The sequence below is a fragment of the Streptomyces sp. NPDC001156 genome, from assembly GCF_053598275.1.
Genome location: NZ_JBSFJX010000126.1, coordinates 1 through 23,435, shown reverse-complemented (window position 1 = coordinate 23,435; position 23,435 = coordinate 1). Strand labels below are relative to the sequence as shown.

General features: G+C 67.8%; 23 protein-coding genes and 2 pseudogenes. 9 read left to right on the top strand and 16 right to left on the bottom strand.

The window, feature by feature from the left end:
• Positions 1–620: 620 nt before the first annotated feature.
• From ACWDA7_RS36340 to ACWDA7_RS36330, 3 genes and pseudogenes are all read right to left on the bottom strand, one after another.
• Positions 621–1,385, bottom strand: coding sequence for a DUF3592 domain-containing protein (locus ACWDA7_RS36340; protein WP_450610130.1), 765 nt, complete (start codon positions 1,383–1,385; stop codon positions 621–623).
• A gap of 477 nt (positions 1,386–1,862) precedes the next feature.
• A pseudogene (locus ACWDA7_RS36335) lies at positions 1,863–2,195 on the bottom strand (aminoglycoside phosphotransferase family protein); the annotation flags it as partial.
• Positions 2,196–2,368: 173 nt separating this feature from the next.
• The gene (locus tag ACWDA7_RS36330) at positions 2,369–2,815 is read right to left on the bottom strand and encodes an anthrone oxygenase family protein (protein ID WP_450610128.1); all 447 of its coding nucleotides are present in this window, start codon (positions 2,813–2,815) and stop codon (positions 2,369–2,371) included.
• Between the two features lie 91 nt (positions 2,816–2,906).
• Here ACWDA7_RS36330 and ACWDA7_RS36325 point away from each other — a divergent pair, with 91 nt between their 5' ends.
• Positions 2,907–3,485, top strand: coding sequence for a TetR/AcrR family transcriptional regulator (locus ACWDA7_RS36325; protein ID WP_450610126.1), 579 nt, complete (start codon positions 2,907–2,909; stop codon positions 3,483–3,485).
• Between the two features lie 341 nt (positions 3,486–3,826).
• Positions 3,827–4,312 (top strand): peroxiredoxin family protein, encoded by a 486-nt coding sequence (locus tag ACWDA7_RS36320; RefSeq protein ID WP_450610124.1) that lies wholly within the window; start codon positions 3,827–3,829, stop codon positions 4,310–4,312.
• An 882-nt stretch (positions 4,313–5,194) separates the two neighbouring features.
• On the opposite strand, the gene ACWDA7_RS36315 is transcribed toward ACWDA7_RS36320, so the two are convergent.
• The 7 genes and pseudogenes from ACWDA7_RS36315 to ACWDA7_RS36285 form a co-directional block, all read right to left on the bottom strand.
• Positions 5,195–5,635 (bottom strand): hypothetical protein, encoded by a 441-nt coding sequence (locus ACWDA7_RS36315; RefSeq protein ID WP_450610123.1) that lies wholly within the window; start codon positions 5,633–5,635, stop codon positions 5,195–5,197.
• Between the two features lie 268 nt (positions 5,636–5,903).
• Positions 5,904–6,341, bottom strand: coding sequence for a hypothetical protein (locus tag ACWDA7_RS36310; protein ID WP_450610121.1), 438 nt, complete (start codon positions 6,339–6,341; stop codon positions 5,904–5,906).
• 709 nt (positions 6,342–7,050) lie between these two features.
• Positions 7,051–7,518 (bottom strand): annotated as a pseudogene (locus tag ACWDA7_RS36305) (globin domain-containing protein); the annotation flags it as partial.
• Between the two features lie 704 nt (positions 7,519–8,222).
• Positions 8,223–8,558 (bottom strand): EthD family reductase, encoded by a 336-nt coding sequence (locus tag ACWDA7_RS36300; protein WP_450610119.1) that lies wholly within the window; start codon positions 8,556–8,558, stop codon positions 8,223–8,225.
• A complete protein-coding gene (locus tag ACWDA7_RS36295) occupies positions 8,555–9,112 on the bottom strand; it encodes a dihydrofolate reductase family protein (RefSeq protein WP_450610117.1) in 558 nt (185 codons plus the stop codon). The genes ACWDA7_RS36300 and ACWDA7_RS36295 overlap by 4 nt, the downstream gene beginning before the upstream one ends.
• Before the next feature lie 56 nt (positions 9,113–9,168).
• Positions 9,169–10,107 (bottom strand): RNA polymerase subunit sigma-70, encoded by a 939-nt coding sequence (locus ACWDA7_RS36290; protein WP_450610116.1) that lies wholly within the window; start codon positions 10,105–10,107, stop codon positions 9,169–9,171.
• Between the two features lie 339 nt (positions 10,108–10,446).
• The gene (locus ACWDA7_RS36285) at positions 10,447–10,581 is read right to left on the bottom strand and encodes a hypothetical protein (RefSeq protein ID WP_450610114.1); all 135 of its coding nucleotides are present in this window, start codon (positions 10,579–10,581) and stop codon (positions 10,447–10,449) included.
• 177 nt (positions 10,582–10,758) lie between these two features.
• On the opposite strand from ACWDA7_RS36285, the gene ACWDA7_RS36280 reads away from it, so the two are divergent.
• Both ACWDA7_RS36280 and ACWDA7_RS36275 read left to right on the top strand, forming a co-directional pair.
• Complete coding sequence (locus ACWDA7_RS36280) at positions 10,759–10,983, top strand: hypothetical protein (RefSeq protein ID WP_450610112.1); 225 nt, start codon at positions 10,759–10,761, stop codon at positions 10,981–10,983.
• 830 nt (positions 10,984–11,813) lie between these two features.
• Positions 11,814–11,975: a hypothetical protein gene (locus tag ACWDA7_RS36275; protein ID WP_450610111.1), complete on the top strand. Its 162-nt coding sequence runs from the start codon at positions 11,814–11,816 to the stop codon at positions 11,973–11,975.
• Positions 11,976–12,026: 51 nt separating this feature from the next.
• On the opposite strand, the gene ACWDA7_RS36270 is transcribed toward ACWDA7_RS36275, so the two are convergent.
• A complete protein-coding gene (locus tag ACWDA7_RS36270) occupies positions 12,027–14,672 on the bottom strand; it encodes a glycosyl hydrolase (protein WP_450610109.1) in 2,646 nt (881 codons plus the stop codon).
• 301 nt (positions 14,673–14,973) lie between these two features.
• Complete coding sequence (locus tag ACWDA7_RS36265; protein ID WP_450610107.1) at positions 14,974–15,801, bottom strand: ZIP family metal transporter; 828 nt, start codon at positions 15,799–15,801, stop codon at positions 14,974–14,976.
• A 287-nt stretch (positions 15,802–16,088) separates the two neighbouring features.
• Between ACWDA7_RS36265 and ACWDA7_RS36260 the strand changes: the two genes are divergently transcribed.
• The 3 genes from ACWDA7_RS36260 to ACWDA7_RS36250 all read left to right on the top strand — a co-directional run bounded on the left by ACWDA7_RS36260 (position 16,089) and on the right by ACWDA7_RS36250 (position 18,767).
• On the top strand, positions 16,089–17,042 hold the full coding sequence (locus ACWDA7_RS36260; protein ID WP_450610105.1) for a hypothetical protein: 954 nt from the start codon (positions 16,089–16,091) through the stop codon (positions 17,040–17,042).
• 196 nt (positions 17,043–17,238) lie between these two features.
• A complete protein-coding gene (locus ACWDA7_RS36255; protein WP_450610103.1) occupies positions 17,239–17,772 on the top strand; it encodes an SMI1/KNR4 family protein in 534 nt (177 codons plus the stop codon).
• Positions 17,773–17,945: 173 nt separating this feature from the next.
• Positions 17,946–18,767, top strand: coding sequence for a PP2C family protein-serine/threonine phosphatase (locus ACWDA7_RS36250; protein ID WP_450610101.1), 822 nt, complete (start codon positions 17,946–17,948; stop codon positions 18,765–18,767).
• 258 nt (positions 18,768–19,025) lie between these two features.
• Here the strand turns inward: ACWDA7_RS36250 and ACWDA7_RS36245 are convergent, their stop codons facing one another.
• Genes ACWDA7_RS36245 through ACWDA7_RS36235 form a run of 3 tightly spaced genes read right to left on the bottom strand, consistent with a single transcriptional unit; the run spans position 19,026 to position 21,348 of the window.
• Complete coding sequence (locus tag ACWDA7_RS36245) at positions 19,026–19,256, bottom strand: non-oxidative hydroxyarylic acid decarboxylases subunit D (protein ID WP_450610099.1); 231 nt, start codon at positions 19,254–19,256, stop codon at positions 19,026–19,028.
• 50 nt (positions 19,257–19,306) lie between these two features.
• Positions 19,307–20,731: a non-oxidative hydroxyarylic acid decarboxylases subunit C gene (locus ACWDA7_RS36240; RefSeq protein ID WP_450610097.1), complete on the bottom strand. Its 1,425-nt coding sequence runs from the start codon at positions 20,729–20,731 to the stop codon at positions 19,307–19,309.
• Between the two features lie 26 nt (positions 20,732–20,757).
• Positions 20,758–21,348, bottom strand: coding sequence for a non-oxidative hydroxyarylic acid decarboxylases subunit B (locus tag ACWDA7_RS36235; protein ID WP_450610095.1), 591 nt, complete (start codon positions 21,346–21,348; stop codon positions 20,758–20,760).
• Between the two features lie 79 nt (positions 21,349–21,427).
• On the opposite strand from ACWDA7_RS36235, the gene ACWDA7_RS36230 reads away from it, so the two are divergent.
• Entirely contained in the window at positions 21,428–22,300 is an 873-nt protein-coding gene (locus ACWDA7_RS36230; protein WP_450610093.1) for a helix-turn-helix domain-containing protein, read from the top strand.
• A gap of 215 nt (positions 22,301–22,515) precedes the next feature.
• Here ACWDA7_RS36230 and ACWDA7_RS36225 read toward each other — a convergent pair whose 3' ends face one another.
• Positions 22,516–22,878 (bottom strand): hypothetical protein, encoded by a 363-nt coding sequence (locus ACWDA7_RS36225; protein WP_450610091.1) that lies wholly within the window; start codon positions 22,876–22,878, stop codon positions 22,516–22,518.
• A gap of 312 nt (positions 22,879–23,190) precedes the next feature.
• Between ACWDA7_RS36225 and ACWDA7_RS36220 the strand changes: the two genes are divergently transcribed.
• A partial coding sequence (locus ACWDA7_RS36220; protein ID WP_450610089.1) for a carbonic anhydrase occupies positions 23,191–23,435 on the top strand: 245 nt, incomplete at its 3' end.

The window sequence follows — 23,435 nt, the reverse complement described above, 5'->3', positions numbered from 1 at the left end:
AGTTCGAACGAACCATCACCGAAGCCCGGTCACGCTCGCACCAGAAGGACCGAGCAGCATAGGGAAGTCCTCCACGTTTCGAGGGGATTGACACATCACTGCGTGGATGGCCTGTCGGGTCGACAGGGTGATCGCGAGGTGCGTCGGGGCGTCCAGAGTGCATGCCAGGCAACATTCGTCCTGATGGCGGCTACTCTTCCGATGTGGCCGATGAGAAGGGCAACGAGAGCGGCTCGGTTCGGCGCCAACGGTGGGAGTTGGTGGTGTCCACTATCGTGTGGGAACTCTATGGCCTCGCTGTCTGCGGGATCGTCGCCCTGGTGTTCTGGCCGTTCGGATGGCTGCCCGACTCCACTTTTTCCTCGCCATCCGTGCCATATTCGCGGCGGGGCCCGTGGGCGAGCTGTACCGCACGGGGCAGCGTCGTCGGCTCGCCACTGTGGCCGCCCTCGTTGCGACGATGACGGTGACAATGCTTTTCGGCGCAGTCGTGGACTGGGCCTTTCCGCCGTTGGCTGACCACGACATCGGTCTCCCCGCAGGCTTCTTTGTGGGTGTACCTGCCGGCGCCGGTGTATTCGCTTGGTACTCCAACGGGGCGCAGGATGCCTGATGTGGCACTAGGTCCTTGGGCGGTGGGTGTCTCGCGTCTTGCCTGCTTCCGTTTGCTGCTTGGTACGCACCACCTCTCTGGCAGTGCCCACCAAGAAGCCTGCCGCGAGCAGCCCGATCACGATCGAACCCTGTCGGATTCCGTCGGCGTCGCGTCCGTCGAGGTACGCAATGTGGCGGACCTGGGTGGGCCGCGCCGGGTTGTAGATGATGGGTATGCGCGTTCCTGGCTTCGCATCGCTTGCTGAGCTGACCGTGACATCGACATCCGCGCGCACGGGGCCGGACGGTGTGCCAAAGCGCACGGTCACGGCGGTCGCCCAGCCTTCCTCCGACCGGCCGGTGATCTCGACTACCGTTGCATCAGTCCTGTGGCCCTGGTCCCGGAGATTTGCCAGCATCTGGTACTCCTGACCAGCTTTCCATCCCATGCCTCCGGCAAGGGTGGCGAATATGAGGAAACCCCCGGCGGCCAATCGGGCTTTGGCCCAGCGGGGGGCCACCAGCCACGATTCCGGACCGAGCCGCAGCAGCCCCGCCACGAGTTGGCCCGGTGCAGGTAGAGCCCGGTCCCGGCGGCGTACCAGCAGCCAGGTGACACCGTTCGCTGCAGCCAGCGCCACCGCCCAGCCGAGAACATAGAGCCACAACGGCCCAAGAGGCCCGACTGTCATCCACACCGCGATGGCCACGACGGCCGCCAGCGTCCCCCACCCAATGGGAGGGACGTACTCATCCCGGCCGTCGCTCAGCACGGACTTGCGCTCATCCATCGGCGCCTCCACACCCGTTATGAGCTAGGACTCACCGGCTGCCGCATTGGTTGCGGTAGAAGTGTTTGTGCAGCCGCATGCCGTCCGAAGGGGCCGTAAGCAGGGGTCCGTGGACGGGCTGTGGACGGGACCTTGGGGTAATGGCGCAGGTGAAGCCCGGAAACAGAGGAGGCCTCTGACGCGGGACGGCTCGGTGAGATCATCCGCGCGATCTGCTGGTCAGAGGTGAGGCTTCCCCGTCTGCTCCGAATGCTGCGCGGTTGGTCCTCCTGATACGGCAACGTATTCCGGTGTTGCCGTCATGAGGTGCCGTCGAATCAGCCGCCTGGAAATGCGACTTCGCCACACCCAAGGCTTGTTACTGGGGTCTGTCACAGATCACCGGGGGGGGACGGCGGGTGATGCCGCTGTTCCAATCGAGGTAGGGCACGGGCAATGGCGGTTCGCCGCCGTGTTCGCGCCCCGGACCGCCTTGGCTCAGCCCAGCGTGTCCATCAGAGCGGTGACGTACGCATCCAGCCGCTCCTCCACGGCTCGCGTCGTCAGCTCTGTCCTTCCTGCCTCCCGCCATGGCTGCGCGACCAACTGCACATCTTCTGAGAACGCCAGCCCGTCCAGCACCTGCCAGTACAGCCGCTCGCTTGCGGCCGCTGCCAGCACCCCGCCGGCCTCCTCATACGCCTCTGCGAACCGCAGACCCCACGCCGGGCCGTGCAGCAGTGCGAGATTGGTGGAGCAGTGCGCGACATCAAGGTCCGCCGGGCCCCAGGAGGTCGCTGCCCAGTCGACGACGCCGGTGATCCAGGGACCTGCCGGGCTTGGGGGCGACCCGAGGGCACGTAGTGGCACGCGTGTGGCGCGGCGCATGAAATGGCTAAGGGCCGGCCCGGGAGGAAAACCCTCCTGAGCTGGCCCTTCTGGCTGTGCCCCCGGCAGGATTCGAATCGGATTGTGTGCCACCAGCACGGTGTCGGCCCGCGGGCTCAGGTGAGGGCGGCGACCAGCAGGGTGAAGGCGCCGATGAGGACGGCGACGCGGACGTAGTGCCAGCGGTCCCAGCGGTTCATCTGCTCCTTCCAGTCCTCCGGCCGGTTCTCGGGGGTCCACGTCTTGCCCTGGTTGTTGATCGGGACGAGCACCAGCAGCGACATGATCACGCTGACGATCAGCAGCGCGGCGCCGGCGACGACCAGGCCGGTGCCCTCGTGGTGCCAGCCGGCGACGGCCCAGACCGCGCAGAGGACGACCGAGCCGATGTACCAGAACGGCATCACGGCGCCGAGCATCCGGCCGCCGTGGCTTCGGCCGAGCTGGCCGGCGTCGCCGGGGAGGGCGTCGAGGATCCGGTTGATGACGAAGGCGACGGCGAACTCCAGCCCCACCATCAGGCCGACGACCACTGTGGTGACGACCTCAAGTGCGTTGAGCATGACGGCCCCTCCAGATATCTAGCGTTGCTAGCTGTCGAGGTAACGCTAGTACTACTGCCGCTCCCTTGTCTAGCGATGCTAGGATCGAATCATGTCGGTAAAGGAACGCAAGGAGCGCGAGCGGGCGGCCCGCGAGCGCCTCATCGTGGCGACGGCCCGCGAACTCGCCGAGCAGCAGGGCTGGGACGCGGTCACCACGCGCCGGCTCGCCGAGCGCATCGAGTACAGCCAACCCGTCCTCTACAGCCACTTCCGCGGCAAGCGCGAGATCATCGGCGCTGTCGCCCTCGAGGGCGCTGCCGAGATGGCCGCGGCGCTGCGGGCCGCGACCGCCGCCGCGGACGGTCCGCGCGCCCGGGTCACCGCCCTCGCCCGCGGCTACCTCGACTTCGCCGAGCGCAACCCGGCGGTCTACGACGCCCTGTTCCAGCTCGACGGCGGCCTGGCGTACGCACAGGAGGACACCCCGGAACCGCTCAAGGATGCCTTCGCCGCCCTGCTGGAGTGCCTCGGCGAGGTCGCCGGGGACGGCGTCCACTCGGGGCTGTTCACCGAGGTGTTCTGGGCGTCCCTGCACGGGATCGCGACCCTGACCCGAGCGGGACGGCTGCTGCCGGAGGACACCGAGCAGAGGGTGGAACTGCTGGTGGACCGCCTCGCCGTGCTCTGATACACCATCCCGCCGGGCACGCAACCGGGGTCCTCGGGTGCGGCTGTCTGCCTGCGGCATTGCTTCCGGTCGCTCGCGCCCACACGGCACAGCCGCAGATCGCTGGGCCCCGCACCTCCGACGGGGCGCCCGCCCCGGAAGCTGCGGTGCTCACGATCCGATACGCGCCCTAGGACGCACCGAGCACGGCGGGGCCGGGCCGTATTCCGCCGACGATGTGTTCTTGACGACAGTGGGTGGCGACGCAGAAGGTTTCAGAGAGAAAGAACGTTCTATACAGTAGTCATGTCATCGGCCCGACGTGCAGCGGCGGGCCGCATCCCATACGGAAGGACCCCGCTATGCCAGTGCCCGAGATCGGCGCCCCCGCCCCTGACTTCACGCTTCCGGGTGTCCTGCTCGGCGACGGCGGCACCGCCGAGCGCAGCCAGTACTCCCTGTCGGCACAGCGGGGAGCCCCAGTCGTGCTTGCTTTCTACCCCGGCGACGACTCCTCGGTCTGCACCAAGCAGCTCTGCTCGTACGCCTCCGACCTGGACCGCTTTCGCGACCTCGGGGCGACCGTGTGGGGAATCAACTTCAGTGACCTCGACAGCCACGAGAGTTTCGCGCGCAAGCGCGACCTGCGCTTCCCGCTGCTCGCCGACACCGACCGCTCGGTGGTGAAGGCATACGGGATCCAGATGCCCGGTCTCGGCCTGAAGCGCTCGGTGTTCATTGTGGACGCCGATGGCGTGGTCCGCTGGAAGCACGTTGCCCGCATCGGACTGACCTACCAGGACAGCGAGACGATCACCAAGGAACTGGCGGCGCTCGCTCGCCGCTGAACCACGACGACTCCTGTCGAGTCGGCGGCGTACCGCCGACTTCTGGCCCCTGTACACGGGCACGGCGATCCCGATCGACTCATGGCGGTCGCGGATGTGGCTGGATACCTGGGTCCAGCTGGCCGGACACACCACGGGGGTGCGGCGGAATGCTGCGCCCCCGTCGTAGTTGTTGGTCGTTGGCGGCTGCTGCTGGTTGTCCTGGGACGGCCCGCGGCTCCGGAGAGCTCGCAGGTCACCGGCGCATCTCAGCTGGGGCCGGCTGCTGTTGATCGTGGTTGACCCCCTTGTCTGGCACGGCTGTGGCATGCGACCTCTTCGTCCCGCACTCTCGGCGGGATGGTCGTTGCGGTCCAGGACGCTGGTCGCGGGGTCGTCGACGGCCGTTGCCAGCCACCTTCGGATGCGGTGGTTGCTGTACTTCGCCGCTGTACGGCAGCGGTGAGTTGGGGCGGTCCAGTCCGTCAGGGCCGAGTCCGGTACCGTCCAACCGGTGTCGGTCCTTGGCGAGGATGCCCTGCTCCTCCGGCTGGCGTCTTCAAACAGGAGACGGACATCGGGCACGGTGTTGTGGAAGCGGGGAAGTCAAGGGCCGGACCACCCAATAACGATCTTGAAAACCGTCGTGGCGCGAGCCATCGTGGGTTCAAATCCCACACCCACCGCGCAGGTGAGCGGACCCTGGTCAGACGGAAGCGATGCGGTCAGGGGCCGTCGCGTTGTGCGGTGCCCGCTCGACACCGTGACGAGTTCTTGGAGTCGTTCCCCTTCGTTATGGGCATGGTCGAGGACCAAAAGAGCTGACCGCGAGGCTGGCTGGGAGGCGCCAGTTCAGCCACGACTGATCACACACACCGCTGCTACCTGTGGCTGCGTAGTCGATCAACGCTCTGACCGCCCGCCGGCCTCCGTTGCGCGGCGGAACAACTCCCGAGCCTGCTCATCTTCACCACGTCGGCTGAGCCGGTGCGCCAGACTTACCATGGCTGGCGGAAAGCCGCAGTCCGCCGCGCGCCGGTAGACGGCTTCGGCGCCGACCTGGTCGCCCTCGCGATCGAGGGCGAGTGCGAGGTTGAACAGCTGAAGGCCAGCCCGGTAAGGCGCCAACCGGGAGAGGTACAGCTGCTCGGCAACTTCCAATCCCTCGCGGCGATAGGCCCTGAGCAGGATGCTCGTTGCGTTTCTGGTACCCAGCGGGGTGGAGAACCAGGCGAGCGGCAAACCGATGAGGATCGCCAGAGCCGCGATGATCCACGACGCCCACGTCGGGATGCCCATCGCCGAATGGCTCCACCCCGTGACAGCTCCGACGACGATCACCACCGGCACTCCTGTTGCGACCGAGAAGAGAGCCACGAGCGCGCGTCTGCTCCATCCATGAGACACCACATAAGTTGAGCAGGCTGGCATGTCGACATCAAGCCTCGCGCGCCTGGAGCAGAGTCGGGCGCCCTGCCAGCCCTCGTGTCCGCGGATTGGGCAGGCGGTAAAGCTGCCGGGCACCTTAAGAAGGACGGCCTCGTGGATGGAGTGAATGGCTGCGTGGCCGCCGATGTGATGGGCCGGGTGCCGCCGTATGGTTGCTGGGCCGTCAGTCGAAGTCGGGGATGCAGTGGTGGCTCGAGGTGCTGCAGATTTCGGCGTGCAGCGGTATCTCTGGGCCGAAGTAGCCCCACTCCACAAATGTGACTGCGCGGTCCGATTTCATTACAGCTCTGGCCTGGTAGAGGACGCCTCGGTGCTCGTCTCCGGTGAGGCGGAAGGGGCCAGCGTCGTCGAGGATCACAGCGAGCGTGTAGTAGTACTGGTGGAGCGGGTCTTGCGACGGCAGGCGGTCGGGGAACTCCACCCGGCCGACCGCTCGCGCGGGGGCGTAGTCCGCCCCGGGGGCGGAGGGGGTGCCGGTGTCGTCGTCGTAGGAGCCGCAGGTGATCGAGTGTGCAACCTGATGGCTGTAGCCGAGGCAGTAGCTGTCGCCCGAGATCCACCCGAAGTCCCTGGTGCCCTTGCTGCTCCGGCGGACGACCACCACCGCCTCCTGAGGCGGTCTGGGACTTTCGCCGGGGAGGCTTGTCGTGCTGAGCCAGTCCGCGAGGGCGCCGTCCGTCGGCCCGAGCCTTGCTGCCGCCTCCACCGGACGGGCTGGACCCGCGACCGCTGTCGGCGCCGCAGGAGCCGATGAATGGACCGGGGCGGTGGGACGCCGTGCGTCCCGTCCGTGTTCCCCGTTGGTACAACCGGCGAGAGCGAGGAAGAGCACACCGCATGCCGTCAGCCGTCTGACCCGTCCAACTCCCACCGGTTCCCCCTCGGTCGCCCTCCCCGTGCCGGCAGTATGGGACATGTCCTTGCCGCACTTGGAGGCGGCGCGGGCGATTGTGACCTGACGTCATCAGGCGGGTTGGCTCTCGAACTTGGCTTTGAGCGCGCTTCGCTCCGGTCGCAGCGCCGTTCCCGGTGGGATGGGTGTGGGGCGGGAGCGCCCTCGGGCCGGGAAACGGCAGGTCAGGGCACGGCCCCTGGCGCGGCCTGAAAATCTGCCGGCTCAGCCTTCACATTGCTCGGGGCGTCGTCCGGCCTTGTCTGCGATCGTTCACCGTCGTGGTCCCGTCGGCTGGCGCGGACGTCCGTGAACGGCCCCGACCGCCGGCGAATGAGACCAGAACTGAGACCACGCTCTACCCGCGCGCTCGCTCTGTCGGGATGCGCAGGGCTGGCTCCGGCCGACCGGGAGAGCGCTGTCGCCACACCGTCTCCGGCCTGACTCCACGCGCGCTGTAGAGGCCGCGTTCCTGGTTGATCAGAGCGTTGGCCATCAGCCAGTAGACCTCGTCCCAGGCGGCGGTTACCGCCGAGGTGACCGCGTCGCCCAGGACATCGGCGATCGCCCACATCAGGTTGTCGTGGACGATCTGGTACTGATCGGGACGGATGCCGAGGAACGCGTGCTTGTGCGCGATCCGCGAGAGCAGGTGCTCGGGGATGTGTTCGGGTGATTCCACCAGTCCGCTCGCGAACGCTGCCACCGATCCGGCCAGCGCCTTCTGCTGATGTCCGTGGGCCTGGTTGCCGCGGTTGAAGACGCCGTTCAGCAGTTCGGGATGCTCGGCGAACATGTGCTTGTAGAAGCGTTGGGCGATTTCTCCGATGTGCTCGGCGACGACTGGCAGTGTTGCTGCGACAGGCCGAGAGGTGTCTGAGAGCATGGACAGGTCCCTCCAGCGAGGGCGTGTAGATCCCGGCCGTGGGCGCTGAAGTGCCGGCGGTTACACGTAGGAATCGAAGCCGCCCGACCGAAGCCCGGTAGCGGCTAGGCAGCAGCCGCACAGGTGCTGGACGACTGACGGAGGGAGATCCCCTGAGTAGGGGGCGACGAGCCCGGTTTGGGCGTGTGGTCGCTTGCTGGGGGAGGGCCTGCTGCCGCGGTCAGGGTCTGGAGTTGTCACCCCAGGCTATGACGCGCTCCTGGGCCGGGCCAGTCGGCCCAGGCCTGTGCGAGTGACGTTGATCGCTTATGCCTGGGTCGTCTTCTGCCTCAGTCGTTCGTGGGGGGCTACCCTCCGACACAGCCGCAGCGAGGTGTCCGCCACTCGGGGACAGGCCCCCGGTGCCGTCGCCGTGACTGGTCCGCCGGCTATTGAGAGTTGCTGACAGTTGGCTCCGGTCTTGGAGGTTGCTGTCCTCCACTGCCGTACAGCAACCGCGGCCGCTCGCCGGTTTGCCCTCGGGGACCTCGGACGGCCCAGGGATCCTGCGTCGGGTGTGCCGCAAGATCCTGGGAGGCGCGAGAGCACGGCGGTCCGTGGGGCCGACCCGCCTCAGCCACGACGGACTACTTCTCTGAGCACACTTCCGCTCGCTAAGCATGCTGTCTAGGGAGATTGGTGCCGCGCCGTGTTCCGGAGCGCTTTCATGTGGGACTGTGAGTCTGCATCGCGCTGTCATCCACGGTGAAGATCATGCTGCGTACTGGGGTGAGCGCTTGGAGACGGGCGGCGTCGGTGGCGGTGGCGCGGCCCTCGGGTGAGGCGAACGCGGCCCGCAGGTCGTCCATCGTGTCCCATTCCAGCTCGGCGACCAGATAGTACGGTGCGCCGCCGCGTACGGCCGCGACGTCACGGCTGACCGTGTAACGGCGCAGCCCGGGTAGCCGGCGCCCGAGTGGAATGTGGACCTCGCGGTAGTGCCGATCGAATGTGTCGGGGTCGGTCGGAGTCTCGTAGAGGGCGAGGAGGCGAACCGTCATCGTGCCGCCCTCCGATACTGCACGAGGACGGCGGCGCCGGCCCGCTCGGCCGACAGGCACTCCAGGTCAGTGCGCGGGCCGTCGTCGGGGAAAAGCCGTCGGCCAGTGCCGAGGATTGTGGGGAAGGTCAACAGCCGGTATTCATCAATCAGTTCCTCGGCCATCAGTGCGTGTACGACGCTCAGGCTGCCGGTGATGATCACATCGCGCTTCTCGCGCTTGACGACGTCGATGAGGCTGCCGTCGATGACCCGAGAGTTCACCCACGTCGAGGTGTCGGTCACCGTACGGGAGACGACCAGCTTCGGCGCGGCGTTCATCCGCGCAGCGAACGGGTCGTCTCGCCCGGGCCAGATGCGCGAGAACAACTGCCACGTCGTACGCCCCAGTAGCAGGACCCCGTCGTCGAGTGTGCTTCCGAGTTGGAACTTGTCCCCGGCGACCGTCTCGGGACCATGCCGGAACGCCCAGCCGCCGGCTGGCGTTCCACCGGAGCCGTCCGGGTCTGACACGATCCCGTCCAGGGTGACGAACTGAATGACGATGACGCTCACGATGGGTGTCCCTTCGATCGATGCTCACCGGTACATACCGGCGGCACCGGCGCCACTCATCGCGCCTGGCGAAACTCGTCGGAAGAAATCTGCCGGGGCAGGCCGAACGCCTCCAACACGTTCGGATCGGCGAACACGACGTTGCGCGCGACCCGGGCGCCGGTGACCGTGAAGACCTGCAGTGTGTGCAGCCGATGCCCCCCACCGGCCTCCGGCGCGTACGCCGCGAGCGCGGGCTGCCCGTTGGCGGTCAGGCGTCTCATGCCCCAGCCCGTCCCACGCATCGCGAACACCCGCTCCATGAACAGGCCGTAGGCACGGCTACCCCGATACCACAGCGGCACCGGCGGCATCTCCAGGACCGCCTCATCTGTGAGCAGCTGCACGAGCGCGGGGACGTCGGCCGTCTCGAACGCCCGCACATACCGCTGAATCACCGCGCGTGCCTCGGGATCGTCCGGCTCCGTGATCTCTTCCACGCCGCCCACCTCCGCGAGGGCGGCACGGGCCCGTTGCAGCGCGCTGTTGACGGCCGCGGCCGTGGTCCCCAGTTGCTCGGCGACCTCGGCGGCGGTGAACTCTAGTACCTCGCGGAGCACCAGCACGGCTCGCTGTCGCGGCGGTAGGACCTGCATCGCCGCTACCAGCGCGAGCCGCATGTCGGCCCGTACCTCCGCATCGAACCGCACGTCGGGAAACGGCTGCAGCCAGGGGATGTCGAAGGCCGGAGTGAGCGGCGCCCCAGAATCCTCACTCGGCGCGCCCAGCCCGGACGGCAACGGCCGCCGCGCCCGCCCTTCCAACGCGGTCAGGCATGCGTTGGTCGCGATCCTGTACAGCCAGGTCCGTACGGACGCACGCGTACGGTCGTACCGGTCGCGGGCCTTCCAGGCACGCAGCATCGTCTCCTGCACCAGGTCCTCGGCCTCATGGAACGAGCCCAGCATCCGGTAGCAGTACGCCACCAACTCACCCCGGTACGGCTCAAAGTCCACGGGCCCATCATGGCGCACCCGGTCAGCTCACATTCGAAGAGGCTGTGAAACCAACCTCCTGAGACATCGCCTCAGAGCACGTCGGTAGGCACCGTCTGGGGACAGAAATCCAAGATCCTCTCCCAGGTTTCTCACAAGATGCCCTGACCTGGTGTTCCTCTGCCGGGGTGGCCGGATTTGAACCCACGACCTCTTCGTCCCGAACTACCGGCATAGTGGTCGCTGAAGTCTCCTCGCCTGGTCAGACGGTCTGTGAGGATCAACGGCAGTCGTCGGCGGTCGGCGCAGTTGCTGTACTTCCCGTGAGTCCCAGTGCTCAAAGCGGAGTTGGGCGTATTCCTACGCCGCGTCCGCGCGTCCACCGGCGAACTGACCCTCAAGGTCCATCCGGACGTCGAAGGTGCCGCGTAGGGACGCCTGGTCCGGCCCGAGGACGCTGACGAGCAGCGCGCGGCCATCTCCTGACAGAGGCATGGGGCCTGACGGCAGGTGATGAGACAGGTGGCGAGACCGAGGGATGCTCTGCCGTACCCTCGGTCACCAGGTGGTCGATCCCACGGAAGAACCTAGTGAGCGCTCACGCGAGCTGTGAGAGCTTCGCGCTGCCCCGTAGTCTCATGTGCATCCATTGGGTAAGGACGGGGGCACGCGATGGCGAAGCCGGTACGCGCAGCATTGGGTGAGATCTGGATCACTTGCCAGATCTGCAAGGGGGACGTGTTCCGGGAGCGGGGTGTCCTGCTGAACAGCACCGGCATGGAGTTCCTGAAGTTGGGTTGGGCCGATGAGAAGGCTACTGGCCTCATCTGCTGGCGGTGTGGGTACGTCCACCTCTTCGTCGACAGCGATATCAAGCTTTACCGAGTGGACAAATAGCGCAGATCGGTCTGGCAGCTCTGGTTCGCCGGTGCAGTCTCCCTAAGCCACCGCTCTCCCCAGCTCTCATCCCGTCTGCCGTCGATCCACGCGCCCTGCGGAGGGCGTGGTTCCTGGCGTCCAGGTGGAGCGCGCCATTGTACGAACGACTGTGCATAGCGGGGGAGGCGTGGAGGATGTAGGACCCGTGCCCGTGGAGCCATGCGCATGGTGAGTCGCTGGGATCGGTGCCGCTGCCGACCCGCTGCTGACCTCATTGGATTTGGTTCCTGCTGCGCCACGGCCTGCGTCCGGGCGCAGGTCCAGTCGGCCACAGCGTGGTGCGCCGGTGCTGTCGCCGGTCTCCCCCTGTCCTGTGATCCCGCGACCTCAACGGCGAGAGGGGGCATGCTGGTGTGTGTACAAGCGCGTTGGGAGGTCGAAGGATGCGTTGGTGGGCCGTGGGGTGGATGGTCGCTGGGATGGTCGTCCTGGCGGCCTGCAGCTTGTCGACGGATGGAGGTTCAGCCCCTGGGTCGTCCGGGAGCCGCTTGGCGGAGCCGTCGACCGGCGCGCCGACGCGGACGTCCGCAAGCCCGTCCATGGGCGAGACCGCGAGCCCAACCGCCGCAAGCCCATCAGTGCCGGCGGGCGCGCCCTCCACCTCGGTGCAAGGCTGTGCCGCCGGGCACGCGAAGGTCGCCGTCAGCCCTGGTGACAGGGTCGAACGGCAACTGTGCGTGCGTCCGGGGACGGCGGTGTCTCTCGTCCTGCAGCCTCGGGCAGACGACAAGCAGTGGACAGGTGTGCAGAGCTCCGCGCCCGTTTTCGTCCTTGTATCCGGATGGCGGGTGGATACAGACGGCACCGCCTACGCCACGCTGCGCTGTGCGGGCACCCGGGCCGGTAGGGCCAAGATCACCGGGCTTGCGAAGGCGCCAGACGTGGCAGGTGCGGCCCATGGCGCCTTCACGCTGGACGTCAGTGTGGTGCCGTACCCGAGGGAGGGGTGACCCCGGAAGCAGGGATCACCCCTCCACCACTCGCTGTCGGTTACGCGGGTGTCAGCCGCGGTCACGCACCTTGATGGTGTAGATACCGCGACCGTGCGTGGCCGCGTACAGGGTCTGGCCGTCAGGGCCCAGCTTCACCTGGAGCACGGCGACGGCCGGCAGAGAGCCGACGCGCTGCCACTTCGCCTGACCCGGCGCGCGGTAGACGACACCCAGGTCGGTGGCGACGGCGAGGCCGCCGTTCGCCGTGACCACCGCGGAGTTGGTCGGCACGTCGGGAAGGTTCGCCGAGATGTCCTTCCAGGTCGTACCGCCGTCCTTGGATTCGAAGACGTGGCCGACGCCCGCGCCGGGGCCTTCGGTCCAGTGCCGGGAGAAGCCATTGACCGCGAGGAAGACGTGGTCGGCGTTCTTCGGATCGACGGCGAAGCCGCTGAGGTAGCGGTTGGGGACCGTGCCGTCCACGGGCAGGGAGATGTCGTGCCAGCCGGTGCCGTCAGCATTGCCGACCGAGATGCCGCGGGCGAAGCCCTGGTTGTTGCACGGGCCGCACCAGGCCGCGTAGACCTTGCCACCCGAAGCTGCGACAGCCGTCGCGGTACGGCCGGCGCCCAGGTCGTATACGCTCTTCCACTCCGAACCGCTGCGGATGGCGTAGCCATGGGTCTGCACCCATACATGGCGGCCGCCCGCGACCCAGGTCGAGCTGTTCTTCAGGTCGGCCCCGATCGGAGCGATGAAGCGGGCCTCGCCTGTGGCGTTGTCGGCCGGGGCGATGTTGTACGACGTGGCCTTGCTGGGGTCGGTGATCCAGGAGCCGTCGTTGACGGCGCAGTTCTGGGTCACCTGCAAAGCGAGGTAGACGTACTCCTGGGCGATGTTGCAGCCGTTGGCGGGATCGGTGAGGGTGTCGCCGCCGTCACCGCCGAAGTTGGAGCCCATCACCTTGTCGTTGCTGCGCAGGATGGACTGCCCGTTGTCCTGCAGACCACCGGTGACGGAGACCCCGCCGTGGTCCAGGTCCTTGCCGATGCCCACCGAGTAGTACTGGAGGGTGTCGATGGTGCCGTCGTTGAGCGAGGTCCAGTCGGTGGCGTGCCCGGAGGTGTCCTGGGAGCCGTTGACCGGCCGCTTGTAGGCACCGCCGTCGTTGCCCACGTACACAAAGCTCTTGCCGTGGTAGCTGCCGATCGCCACGCCGTGCTGGTCGGAGTGGGTGGTCGGGTTGCAGTCGCCCGTCTGCTTGGCGGGGTCGATGCTCCAGCAGGAGAAGCCGAAGTTCCAGTAGGGCCCGACGGTCGACCAGTTGCTGCCGCCGTCCTTGGTCTCGTAGACCTCCTCGAGTCCCGCGTACACGTGCTGCGGGTCGCTCGGGTCGACGGTCAGGAACTGGTTGTACCAGGCCTGGACACCCGGCATGTAGCCGCTGGAGGTCAGCGCCGAGCCGTCGGCTGCCAGACCCTTGTAGTCTGCGATCTTCGTCCACGGGCCGGTGGGAGAGCCCGATTTGGAGACGTAGATGCCCTCCAGACCGCTGTCCGGGTTGGTGTTGAGCTGCTCCGGCGACTGGTCGATCGCGTAGTAGCGCGAGCCGTCGGCGGAGCGGGCGAAGGTGACGTTACCGACGTTGTCCGGGTCCGCCGGCAGGTCGCCCAGTCCGCTGGTGATCCGCGTCCAGGTGCCGTTCACCTTGGTGTAGAAGCCGTTGTAGTCGTCGCCGCTGCGCCAGCCGACCGCCAGGACGACCTTGGAGGGGTCCTTCGGGTCGATCGCGATGTCGTTGGCGATGTTCTTGTACGCGGCCGAGGAGTCGTGGGCCTGTGAACCACCCGGCAGGTAGTCGGGGTTGGGCGCGAACTCCAGTTTCCAGGCGCCGCTGAGCTTCTTGGTGGAGTGGCTCCACACACCCTCGCTGGTGGCCGCCCACACCTTGTCGCCGCCGAAGCGCAGTTCGTGGATGGTGGTGCTCTCCAGCTCGTCCCCGCCGACCCGGCTGCGGGTGGAGAAGGTGCCGTGATGCGGGTTCGACAGGACGTACACGCCGCTGCCCAGGTACGCGTCCGCGTTGGTCGTCGCCTCGCCGGTGCCGAGCCACAGGCGGCCCGCCCCGTCGAGCGTGAGCGCGCCGGTGGACTGCGAGGGCAGCCGGTCGCTGATCGGCTGCCAGTGCCCACCTCCGGTCCGCGACCGCCAGACCCCGCCGCCCGCGCTGCCTGCGTACACGTACCCGTCGTCATCGGCGGCCATGGCGGCCATGCGGCCGGTGACATAACCCGAACCGCCGCTGGAGTTGGAGTCGATGTCGCGGTAGCGCGGGTCGTCGGAGTTGTACGGCAGGTCGGTGACGTTCCGCCAATTGCCGCCGGAGCTCGGGAGGCTGGACAGGCTGCGCCAGGCGGCGCCGTACGCGCCCGGGGCCACGATGCCGGGCGAGGTGCGGGCCTCGGCGTACTGGTCCGCGCCCTCGGCGATCTCGTCGGCCTCGTTGCCGTCGTCGCCGTCGTCCGCCTTCGCCTTGGGGGTGATGCCACCAGGCGACTGCTCGCGCTCAGAGGCAAGTTGCGCGAGCGTACGGGTCCCGAAGGGGTTGCTGTGATGCGTGCCGGGCGTGGCACTCGCGGGTATTGCGACGAGTCCGGCGGATGCGGTGATGGCGCAGATCGTGAGCCATCGTCTCTTACGGGTTGGTGCTGACACCAAGTCCTCCCACACGGGCAGTGATACAGCCGTCACAGGTGACCCGATCACGAGCGGAAGGAAGCATCCGACACTTGAACAATTCTTGAATCAGAATCTGACATTCCAGTGGCTGGAAGTCGACGTGAAGTTGCAGTCAGGGACTTCATCAGAGAGTGAGGGGAGAAGGGTCGCCAACGTTGGCCAGCGTTCCGTCCCGAACATCGGCTGGACGGCCATTACGGTCCGGGAAGCTGGTCGGGCGGTCGTCGGAGGTGATTGGCGGTCACCTCTTGGTGTGCCCCTCGTCCTGCTGGTCGATTCAGGCACCTGCGGCCGTGACGACGGCGTCCGTGGCGAACCCGAGCAGCAGGCCGAGCAGGATGCACCAGGTGGTGAGCGTCTTCAACCCGGCCTTGCGTGCCACCGCCAGAAGTTCGATGACCACGTAGAGGATCGAACCGGCGGCGAGGCCGAGGAAGGCGATCGAAAGGGTGTCGTTGACGAGGTGCTGGCCGACGAGCGTGCCGAGGAAGGTGGGGCCGCCGCCGATCAGGCCGAGCCACAGCAGGGTGAGCCAGGACGGCCGTTCGCCCTCTGCGGCCAGGGGGGCGACGATGCCGAAGCCTTCGGTGGCGTTGTGCAGGCCGAACCCGATGATCAGCAGCACGGCGAGGGAGAGCTCGCCCTTCGCGGCGGAGTTGCCGATGGCCAGGCCCTCGGCGAAGTTGTGCAGGCCGATGCCGGTGGCGATCATCAGGGTGAGCGAGCCCGCCTGGCTGCGGGTCTTCGGGGCCAGCTCGGCGGTGGCGGCGGCACCGGGTCCCACGTGGCGCGCGGCGGCGGTCCGGCGGCGGGCCATCCAGCCGTCGTAGTGCACCAGTCCCGCCAGCCCGATTGTCAGGCCGGCCGCCAGGGTGAGACCCCCGGAGGCGACCGTGCCCCATTCGTGCTTGCTCAGGGCCTCGTCGACTGGCTCCCAGGCGTGGGTCAGGACGTCCCACACGAGGAAGACCAGGATGCCGATGGCCACGGCGTTCAGACCCGCCTTGAGACGGGGTGTGGGCGTGCGCAGGCGGCCGATGGGGAGGCCGAGGTAGATGGTGAAGCCTGCGATGGCGCCGAGCAGAGCGATATTCGCGCTGGACATGTGGGGCTCTCTGGTCTGACGTGCGGGGACTCGCCAGAAACTAGAGGAGGTAAGGCTTGCCTAACAAGCTGCGTGGTTTCGATTTCAAGGAAGCTTGGTGAAGTCATTACGTAGCGGCAATGGCGGAGCCTGGTGCCGACTGGCGCTCATAGCGGCCGGGTCATGGCTCCCGGGGGCATCACCGAGCGGGCCGGGTTGCTGTGGTTGCTGTCATTCGCTGCTGTACAGCACGGGCTCGATCGCCGGGTCCGGCTCGTTGTCCGCGGCCTGTGTTTCACTGTCCGGCCATGGACAAACAGGAACTGCTCGCGACCGTTGACTCCTTGGTCCGGCCGGACGGGCAGGAGTTGGTGTGCGACCAGGCCAGGCACTCGGCGGGGCATGTGTGCCTGACGGCTTCCGAAGAGATCAGCCTCCCCGTGCTCATCAAGGAGCTCAGCGACCGATACGGGCAGCTACGCAACCTCGCCGCGGGCGGATATGTCGATCCCACGGTGACCGAGCAGACCGGGCTGCCGCTCCTGGCACCTTTCGGGGAACAACTGGCCGAAATGCGCGCCTGGACGTGCGGCAGCTGGTGGATCGGTTGCGGGACGGTCCGTGCCGGTGACGGCGTACGGCTGGTGGTGCTCGTCGCCGAGCGGGCCGCACCGTCACCGGACAAGGTGCCGGATATGGTGCCGGACGGACTACCGGCGGGTGCCTCCTGGGTGGACCGGGTCGTCGCCGTCACGGGATGGCCGGCAGACCGGGCGTGGGTGGTGAACTGGGCGGCGGCCGAGGCCCGGCTGGGGACCGTGCTGCCCGGTGACTACAAGCGCCTTGTCGAGCGGTTCGGGTACGGCGCCTTCGACGACTACCTCGGTCTCTTCCTGCCCGGCGGCCCGCTGGGCAGCATTGATATCGTCGAGTTCAACGAGTGGTGGGCCCGGTGGACCGAGGCGCACGACGGCAACTCGTGGGAGCCGTACCAGCTGTACCCGGCCCCGGGCGGGCTACTGCAGTGGGCGGGGACCGAGCAACGGGACGACTTCTACTGGCTCACCGAAGGACCCGATCCGGACAGATGGCCCATCCTCACGACGATGGAGGACCACGGCACCTGGTACCGGTTCGACGGCTCGACCGCGGAGTACGTCTACCGTCTGCTCACCGACCCGCGGCAGCCCTTCTCGACCGCCCGTGACTTCGATACCCATTGGTTCGAGAGCTACGAGGGCTTGGAAGCGGAAAGCCATTGACCGGTCCGGTGGCTTACCCACGGTCGGTGGAGCCTCAGCCCCCAGACGACAGGACAGCATGCGTCGGTCAGATGGTGGGTCAGACCCCTCGGACGGCGACATCACCATCCTCCAGTCAGCGGTGGATGCCAGATGTCACAGGCAGTCGTGCGACGAGCAGTGCTGCCGAGCCCAGGGTGATCGCTACTCTGCGCGCATGATCCCGCAGGAGGACCGTCAGTTCCCCGCCGCGCTCGCCGCTGCCATGGCGGTTCGGCTCGACTGTATCGGCGAGGACGGTGTGGACTTCGAACCCTATGAGTCCTTCCTGAGCGCCGACGCGACGACGGACTGGTTCCGTGCGTGGACAGGCAACGGCGCCCTGGATGGCGACGCCTTCCGAGTCTTCGGCCAAGACGGCACCGGTGGGTGCGCGGCGTTCTGGCTGGTCCACCCGGGTCGGGAGTTGGCGAAGCAGCCCGTGGTCTTTCTGGGCTCCGAAGGGGAGACCGGAGTCGTTGCCCGCGACCTCGGTGCGTTCCTGTGGCTCCTGGCTGACGGTTTCGGCCCCTGGGCGGCCGCCACCTCGCACGAGCCCGAGCCCGATTGGGCTCCTCAGACCAATGAGGAGCTGGCAGCCATCGCGCAGCAGTACGCCCCGGGCTGCCAAGCATCGGCACCGGCGATCATCGCGCAGGCCGCACAGGAGTTTCCCGACTTCGACGACACCGTCATGGGGCTATGCCGCTGAACCGGATCTACTGATCAGCCCTTCCGCTGACCAGCGGTCCTGATGAAGCCCACGGCCCTGACCAGCTCAGATGCCGTGGGCTTCTGTCGTTGTTGGTTGGCGCCGGGTGACCTTGGACGGCCCAGAGACGGCCCAGGGCAGAGAGCGTCACTCTGCCGCTCGGGGCGTGGCTGGTGACCTACCACAGCGGATACCAGCCGACCCGGGACGAGCGGACCCTCATGGGTACGCTGGCCGACCTGGCCGGCCAGGCACTACGACGCATCAGACTGCAACAGGCACGCGTCGAGCTGGCCACCGCGCTGCAACAGACCATGCTCCCCACACTGCCCGAGCACCTCCCGGGCCTGGAGGTCGCCGCCCGCTACCGGCCCAGCCGGGACGGGCTGGACATCGGCGGAGACTGGTACGACGCCTTCATGCTGCCCGACGGCGCGATCGCCATGGAGATCGGCGACGTCCAGGGGCACGACGTGGACGCCGCCGCCTGCATGGGACAGGTCCGCTCGTTCCTGCGTGCGATCGCCGACCAGGAACCGGATCCGGAAACCGTGCTGACCCGCACCAACAAGCTGCTCCTCACGATGGACCCCGCACGATTCGCCAGCTGCACCATCCTGCGTGTCGACCCGCACGACGGACGGGTCACCGGCACCAGCGCCGGCCACGTGCCGGTGCTGTGCGCGCACAGGGACGGCAGCCACGATGTACTCGAGCTGCCGGGGGGGCCAGTCCTGGGAGTCGTGCCCGGCACCGAGTACCGCGGGGAGACCTTCACCCTGGACGAGGACAGCGCGCTGGTCATGGTCACCGACGGCCTGGTCGAAGGACCCGCCCTCACGCTGGAAGCCGGACTGGAACGAACCGGAACCCTGGCCGCCCAAGCCGTCCACGACGGACTGAACGCCGACGAGACCGCCGACCGCATCCTCGACGCCGCGGTCGCGGTCGACCACCTCGACGACGTGGCCGTGCTGGTCATCCGACGCACATGACGGCGCCCGCGTCCTCACGAACCCTCTATGCGGACTCCTCGGCAAGACCGCTCTTCGGTGATGCAGCGTCATACAAGGGCGGCGTAGCGGCTTTGGGCTGGAGCTGCCTCGGCGCGAGTGATCATGGCCCCTGGTTCGGACCGCCAGGATCGGCGGCCGGCTCAGCTGAGCCAGGCTCTCAGCCGGGCCCCGGTCGGCCTCCCAGACCACGGACTTGCACGAACTGCCTGACGTGCTCCGAGGTTCGACCCCCGGTGCTCAGGCAGTGGTGCGCAGTGGCGGCACGGTGGGGACCTCGGTGGCTCGGTCGATGTCCTCGGCGGTGACCCGGAACTCCTGCGGGTAAGCGTCGCGGCTGGTCCGGGAGGCAGGCTCACTGGTTCGCCACATGTACAGGCAACGTGTGCACTGCAGCACGTCCCAGATGCCGGGGACGGGTGAGATGGTGATGGTTTCGACGGTGTCGTGGGCGCAGCGGGGGCAGATCATGGTCGGTTCCTGGGCTTGTCGGTGTTCGTGGTGGCGGGCGGGAGTTGGGGTCAGCGTGTCGCGAGGAGGGTCCGCAGACGGGTGGCCCATTCCTTGGCCTCGGGCACGTCCTTGACGGGGGTTTCGAAGTTGCCCCGAACGTCCGGTGCGACGGGGGTGGTGGCGTCGATGATCATCTTGCTGGTCATCCCGGACGGCTCGCCGGCCGGGGCCAGCGGCACGACCGACAGGTGGGGGATGATGACGACGTCCTCGCGGGGGTTGACCTTGGCGGACTGGGCCCACATCACCTGTGGCAGGTTGAAGGGGTCCACGTCCTCGTCGACGAGGATCACCTGGCTGACGAAGCCGAGTCCGTGCGGGGTGGTCATCGCGCGCATGCCGACCGCCTTGGCGAAGCCGCCGTAGCGCTGCTTGAGCGAGATGATGACCAGCAGGCCGTGGGTGTACATGGCATTGACGGCCTGGACCTCGGGGAACTCCGCGCGCAGTTGGTTGAGCAGCGGGACGCAGGTGTTGGGGCCGAGGAGGTAGTCGATCTCGGTCCACGGCTTGCCGAGGTAGAGCGATTCGAAGATCGGGGCGGTGCGGTAGGAGATGCGGTCGATGCGGACGACCGGCATGCGTCGGCCGCCCGAGTAGTGGCCGGTGAACTCGCCGAAGGGGCCTTCGTACTGACGCACTCGCGACTCGATGACGCCTTCGATGACGACCTCGGATCCCCAGGGCACGTCGAGACCGGTGAGCGGTGCGGTGGCGATCGGTGCGGGGGCGCCGCGCAGGGCGCCGGCCAACTCGTATTCGGACTGGTCGTAGGCCATCGGCGTGCCGGCCACGATGCTGATGATCGGGTCGTTGCCCAGGGTGATCGCGATGGGCAGGTCCTCGCCGCGCTCCTCCGCCGCGCGCAGGTGCAGGGCGAGGTCGTGGACTGGCACGGGCTGGATGGCCAGGCGGTTTCGTCCGACGACCTGCATGCGGTAGACGCCGACGTTTTGCTTGTCGAAATTGTCCGGGTCCTCCGGGGCGCGGGAGATGACCGCGGCCTTGTCCAGGTAGAAGCCGCCGTCGCCCTCGTTGAGGCGGAAGAGAGGAAGCACCTCGAAGAGGTCGATGTCCTCCCCTTCCATGGTGTTCTCCCGCCAGGGCGCGTCCTCGCGGCGTTCTGGGGCGATCGGGAAGGCGTCCCAGCGGCGGGCGAACTCCTCGACCTGGTCCTTGGTCGAGGTCTCCTTGGGCAGTCCTAGCGCGAGGGCGTGGTTGCGCCAGGAGCCGTGCAGGTTAAGGGCGATGCGGGCGTCGGTGAAGCCCTTGACGTTGTCGAAGTACAGGGCGGGCGCGTCCTCGCCGAGCTGGCAGGCGGCGTTGGCCGCGGCAGCCAGGTCGGGCTCGGGCAGCACTTCGTCGGTGACGCGCAGCAGCTGGCCCTCCTTCTCCAGGACGGCGAGGAAGGACCGAAGGTCGTCGTAAGGCATGTGGATCTCCAAGAGGTGGTGCGGTTTCAGGCGGCTCGGGGCGTGCGGCGGGCGGTGCGCATGCCTTCCCAGCGCTTGGCCGCCGGTGCGGGCAGCTCGAACTGGTCGAGGATGCGGGCGGTGATGTGGTCGACCATGTCGTCCAGCGAGGCCGGGTGGTTGTAGAAGGCCGGCATCGGCGGGACGATCTGCACGCCTTTGCGGGCCAGGTCGAGCATGTTCTCCAGGTGGATCTCGCTCAGCGGCGTTTCGCGGGGGACGAGCACGAGCCGGCGGCGCTCCTTCAGCACCACGTCGGCGGCCCGGCCGACCAGGCCGTCGGCGTACCCGGCCCGGATGCCGGCGAGCGTCTTCATCGAGCACGGCACGATCACCATGCCGTCCGTGCGGAACGAGCCGGAGGAGATGGTGGCGCCCTGGTCCTCGGGCTGGTGCACCGCGTCGGCCAGCTCGGCCACCTCGCGGGCGGTGCGGCCGGTCTCCAGCTCGATGGTGGTCCGGGCCCAGCGGGAGAGCACCAGATGCGTCTCCACGTCCGGCAGCTCCGCCAGGACCTCCAGCAGTCGGATACCGAAGATCGCTCCGGTCGCTCCGGTCATTCCCACGATCAGACGCATCCCTGTCTCCCTTTCCGGTCGCCTGCGATCGACCGTAGGCGGCGCCTGCGCAGGTCCAGGGGTACGCTTGCGACTGGCCATGGGGAAAATCGGTCAAGCCTCGATCATCGATCTTCCGTACCGGCCCTCACTGGGGGCGCCGATCGGCATGGACGTGCTGCCCTTCACGGAGCTGCGAGACCGCGTCCGGCGCCGCGGTATCGAACTGGGCGCCCCCATCAGGCCGTCCTTCCACCGCCTCGTCCACGTCCGCACCGGCACGCTGGAACACACGGTGGACTTCACGCGCCACACCCTGGACGCAGGCCAATGGCTCTGGGTGCGCGCGGGCCAGGTGCTCCAGCACTCCGCCGAGGGGCTCGCCCGGGCACAGGGCACCCACATCCTCTGGCAGCCCGGCTTCCTCCCGACGGAACCGCCACTGGACGCCTCCCCGCTACGCCCCGAAGGGCCGCACGCCCGAGCGGTGAACCTCGCACTGCGCCACCTCACTTCGCAGTACGACGACCTGGGCTCATTGTCACTGGAAGCGCATGTCGAGGTGCTGCGGCACCTGCTGGCCGTACTCCTGCTACAACTGTCCGGCGTCCACCCTTCCTCTCCGTCCCCGGCCGCGGGTGGCGACGCCTTCCACCGCTTCCACGCGGCCGTGGAGCGGGACTTCGCCCGTAGGCACCGCGTGGCGGACTACGCGACGGACCTCGGCTACAGCGTGCGCACGCTCACCCGTGCCTGCGCCGAAGCGACGGGCCACACCGCGAAGCAGTACCTGGACGCGCGCATTCTCCTGGAGGCCAGACGCCTCCTCGTCCACACCGACGCACCATCGATCACCATCGGTGCACAGCTGGGCTTCACGGAAGCAACCGACTTCACCAAGTTCTTCCGACGACGGGACGGACGAACCCCGGTCCAGTTCCGCGCCCAGGCCCGCGGCACCGCGCTCTACTGAACGCTGTGATCGCCGTCCACGGCACCGTCCACTTCAATTCGAGACGGTCATGGTTCGACTGCCACGTTTGGCCCCTCGTTTGGCCCCCGGCTCCGGGATCCCATGCCGTTGGAGGTGGATGGCTGACGCCAGCCTCGCAAGCCTCCGCATGAGATCTTCTCCCAGACGTCCCACGGGCGGCGGGGCCAGACGCGTCGCACGTGGAGCCGTGTTACCTATGGATGTGCACGGTGCCCTGCCATCCAGCGGCAGCGGTGACAATCGCCGTCCCAGGCGGGACGTTCACGGTGAGGCCGATCACGGCGCCCACCGCAACGCGGAGCGTTGAGGTGGTGGGTGGTGTGCAGCACGCCGACCGCGAGTGAGGGGGCGATGGCGAGGTAGAGGCCGCCGAGAGCAAAGACCGCGACCAGGCCGGGCAGGGCGGCCACGAACGCCGTCCGGGCCTGGTGCGGCACCTGGGCACGAGGCTGGAGTGAGGCGAGCGCCCCCGAGCGGGGCTCGGCAGTTTCGGGTATCAGCGCCAGCGCCACCGCTGCGGCCAGGAAGCCAGTCAGCAGCAGCGCGAACACCGGCACGCGCGGCGCCGGTGGCCAGGCCCTGGACGGCGCGCGCGGCGAGCAGCCAGCCGACCCCGCGGGCCTCGGTGAACAGCAACATCGATGCGGCCTCGAGCAGCACCGAGTCGATCAGCACAGGCTGGCGGCCCAGGAAGTTGGGCGGGCCCCCCGCGGTGATCAGCGCGAGCAGCAGGGACAGCGCGTACACCGCGAAGACCATGGTCAGGATGCCGGACGAGATGAAATTCCCCCTTCGTGGTGTTTGCATCCCATGTATAGGAGTATATGCTCCTATATATTCGGCACCCACAGCACCGTTGAGGAAACAAAATGATCAATACAGAGGATCTGGTCAGCCGGAACGCCGCGTTCGCCGCCCGTGGCGCGCATGAGGGCCTGCACATCCTGGGCAGCGGCCAGCTGATGGTCATCGGGTGCGTCGACTCCCGTGTCGATCCGAGCCACGTGCTCGGGCTCGATCTCGGCGAGGTGACGGCGATCCGCAACGTGGGCGGACGCGTCACCCCGGCCGTGCTCCGCACCCTGACCATGCTTACGAAGGTCAGCGCGGCCCA

What these genes read in the sequence shown, in the direction of transcription:
- ACWDA7_RS36340 (WP_450610130.1), bottom strand. Translation starts at nt 1,385, where the DNA reads ATGGATGAGCGCAAGTCCGTGCTGAGCGACGGCCGGGATGAGTACGTC.
- ACWDA7_RS36330 (WP_450610128.1), bottom strand. Translation starts at nt 2,815, where the DNA reads ATGCTCAACGCACTTGAGGTCGTCACCACAGTGGTCGTCGGCCTGATG.
- ACWDA7_RS36325 (WP_450610126.1), top strand. Translation starts at nt 2,907, where the DNA reads ATGTCGGTAAAGGAACGCAAGGAGCGCGAGCGGGCGGCCCGCGAGCGC.
- ACWDA7_RS36320 (WP_450610124.1), top strand. Translation starts at nt 3,827, where the DNA reads ATGCCAGTGCCCGAGATCGGCGCCCCCGCCCCTGACTTCACGCTTCCG.
- ACWDA7_RS36300 (WP_450610119.1), bottom strand. Translation starts at nt 8,558, where the DNA reads ATGACGGTTCGCCTCCTCGCCCTCTACGAGACTCCGACCGACCCCGAC.
- ACWDA7_RS36285 (WP_450610114.1), bottom strand. Translation starts at nt 10,581, where the DNA reads ATGCCTCTGTCAGGAGATGGCCGCGCGCTGCTCGTCAGCGTCCTCGGG.
- ACWDA7_RS36280 (WP_450610112.1), top strand. Translation starts at nt 10,759, where the DNA reads ATGGCGAAGCCGGTACGCGCAGCATTGGGTGAGATCTGGATCACTTGC.
- ACWDA7_RS36265 (WP_450610107.1), bottom strand. Translation starts at nt 15,801, where the DNA reads ATGTCCAGCGCGAATATCGCTCTGCTCGGCGCCATCGCAGGCTTCACC.
- ACWDA7_RS36260 (WP_450610105.1), top strand. Translation starts at nt 16,089, where the DNA reads ATGGACAAACAGGAACTGCTCGCGACCGTTGACTCCTTGGTCCGGCCG.
- ACWDA7_RS36255 (WP_450610103.1), top strand. Translation starts at nt 17,239, where the DNA reads ATGATCCCGCAGGAGGACCGTCAGTTCCCCGCCGCGCTCGCCGCTGCC.
- ACWDA7_RS36245 (WP_450610099.1), bottom strand. Translation starts at nt 19,256, where the DNA reads ATGATCTGCCCCCGCTGCGCCCACGACACCGTCGAAACCATCACCATC.
- ACWDA7_RS36240 (WP_450610097.1), bottom strand. Translation starts at nt 20,731, where the DNA reads ATGCCTTACGACGACCTTCGGTCCTTCCTCGCCGTCCTGGAGAAGGAG.
- ACWDA7_RS36235 (WP_450610095.1), bottom strand. Translation starts at nt 21,348, where the DNA reads ATGCGTCTGATCGTGGGAATGACCGGAGCGACCGGAGCGATCTTCGGT.
- ACWDA7_RS36230 (WP_450610093.1), top strand. Translation starts at nt 21,428, where the DNA reads ATGGGGAAAATCGGTCAAGCCTCGATCATCGATCTTCCGTACCGGCCC.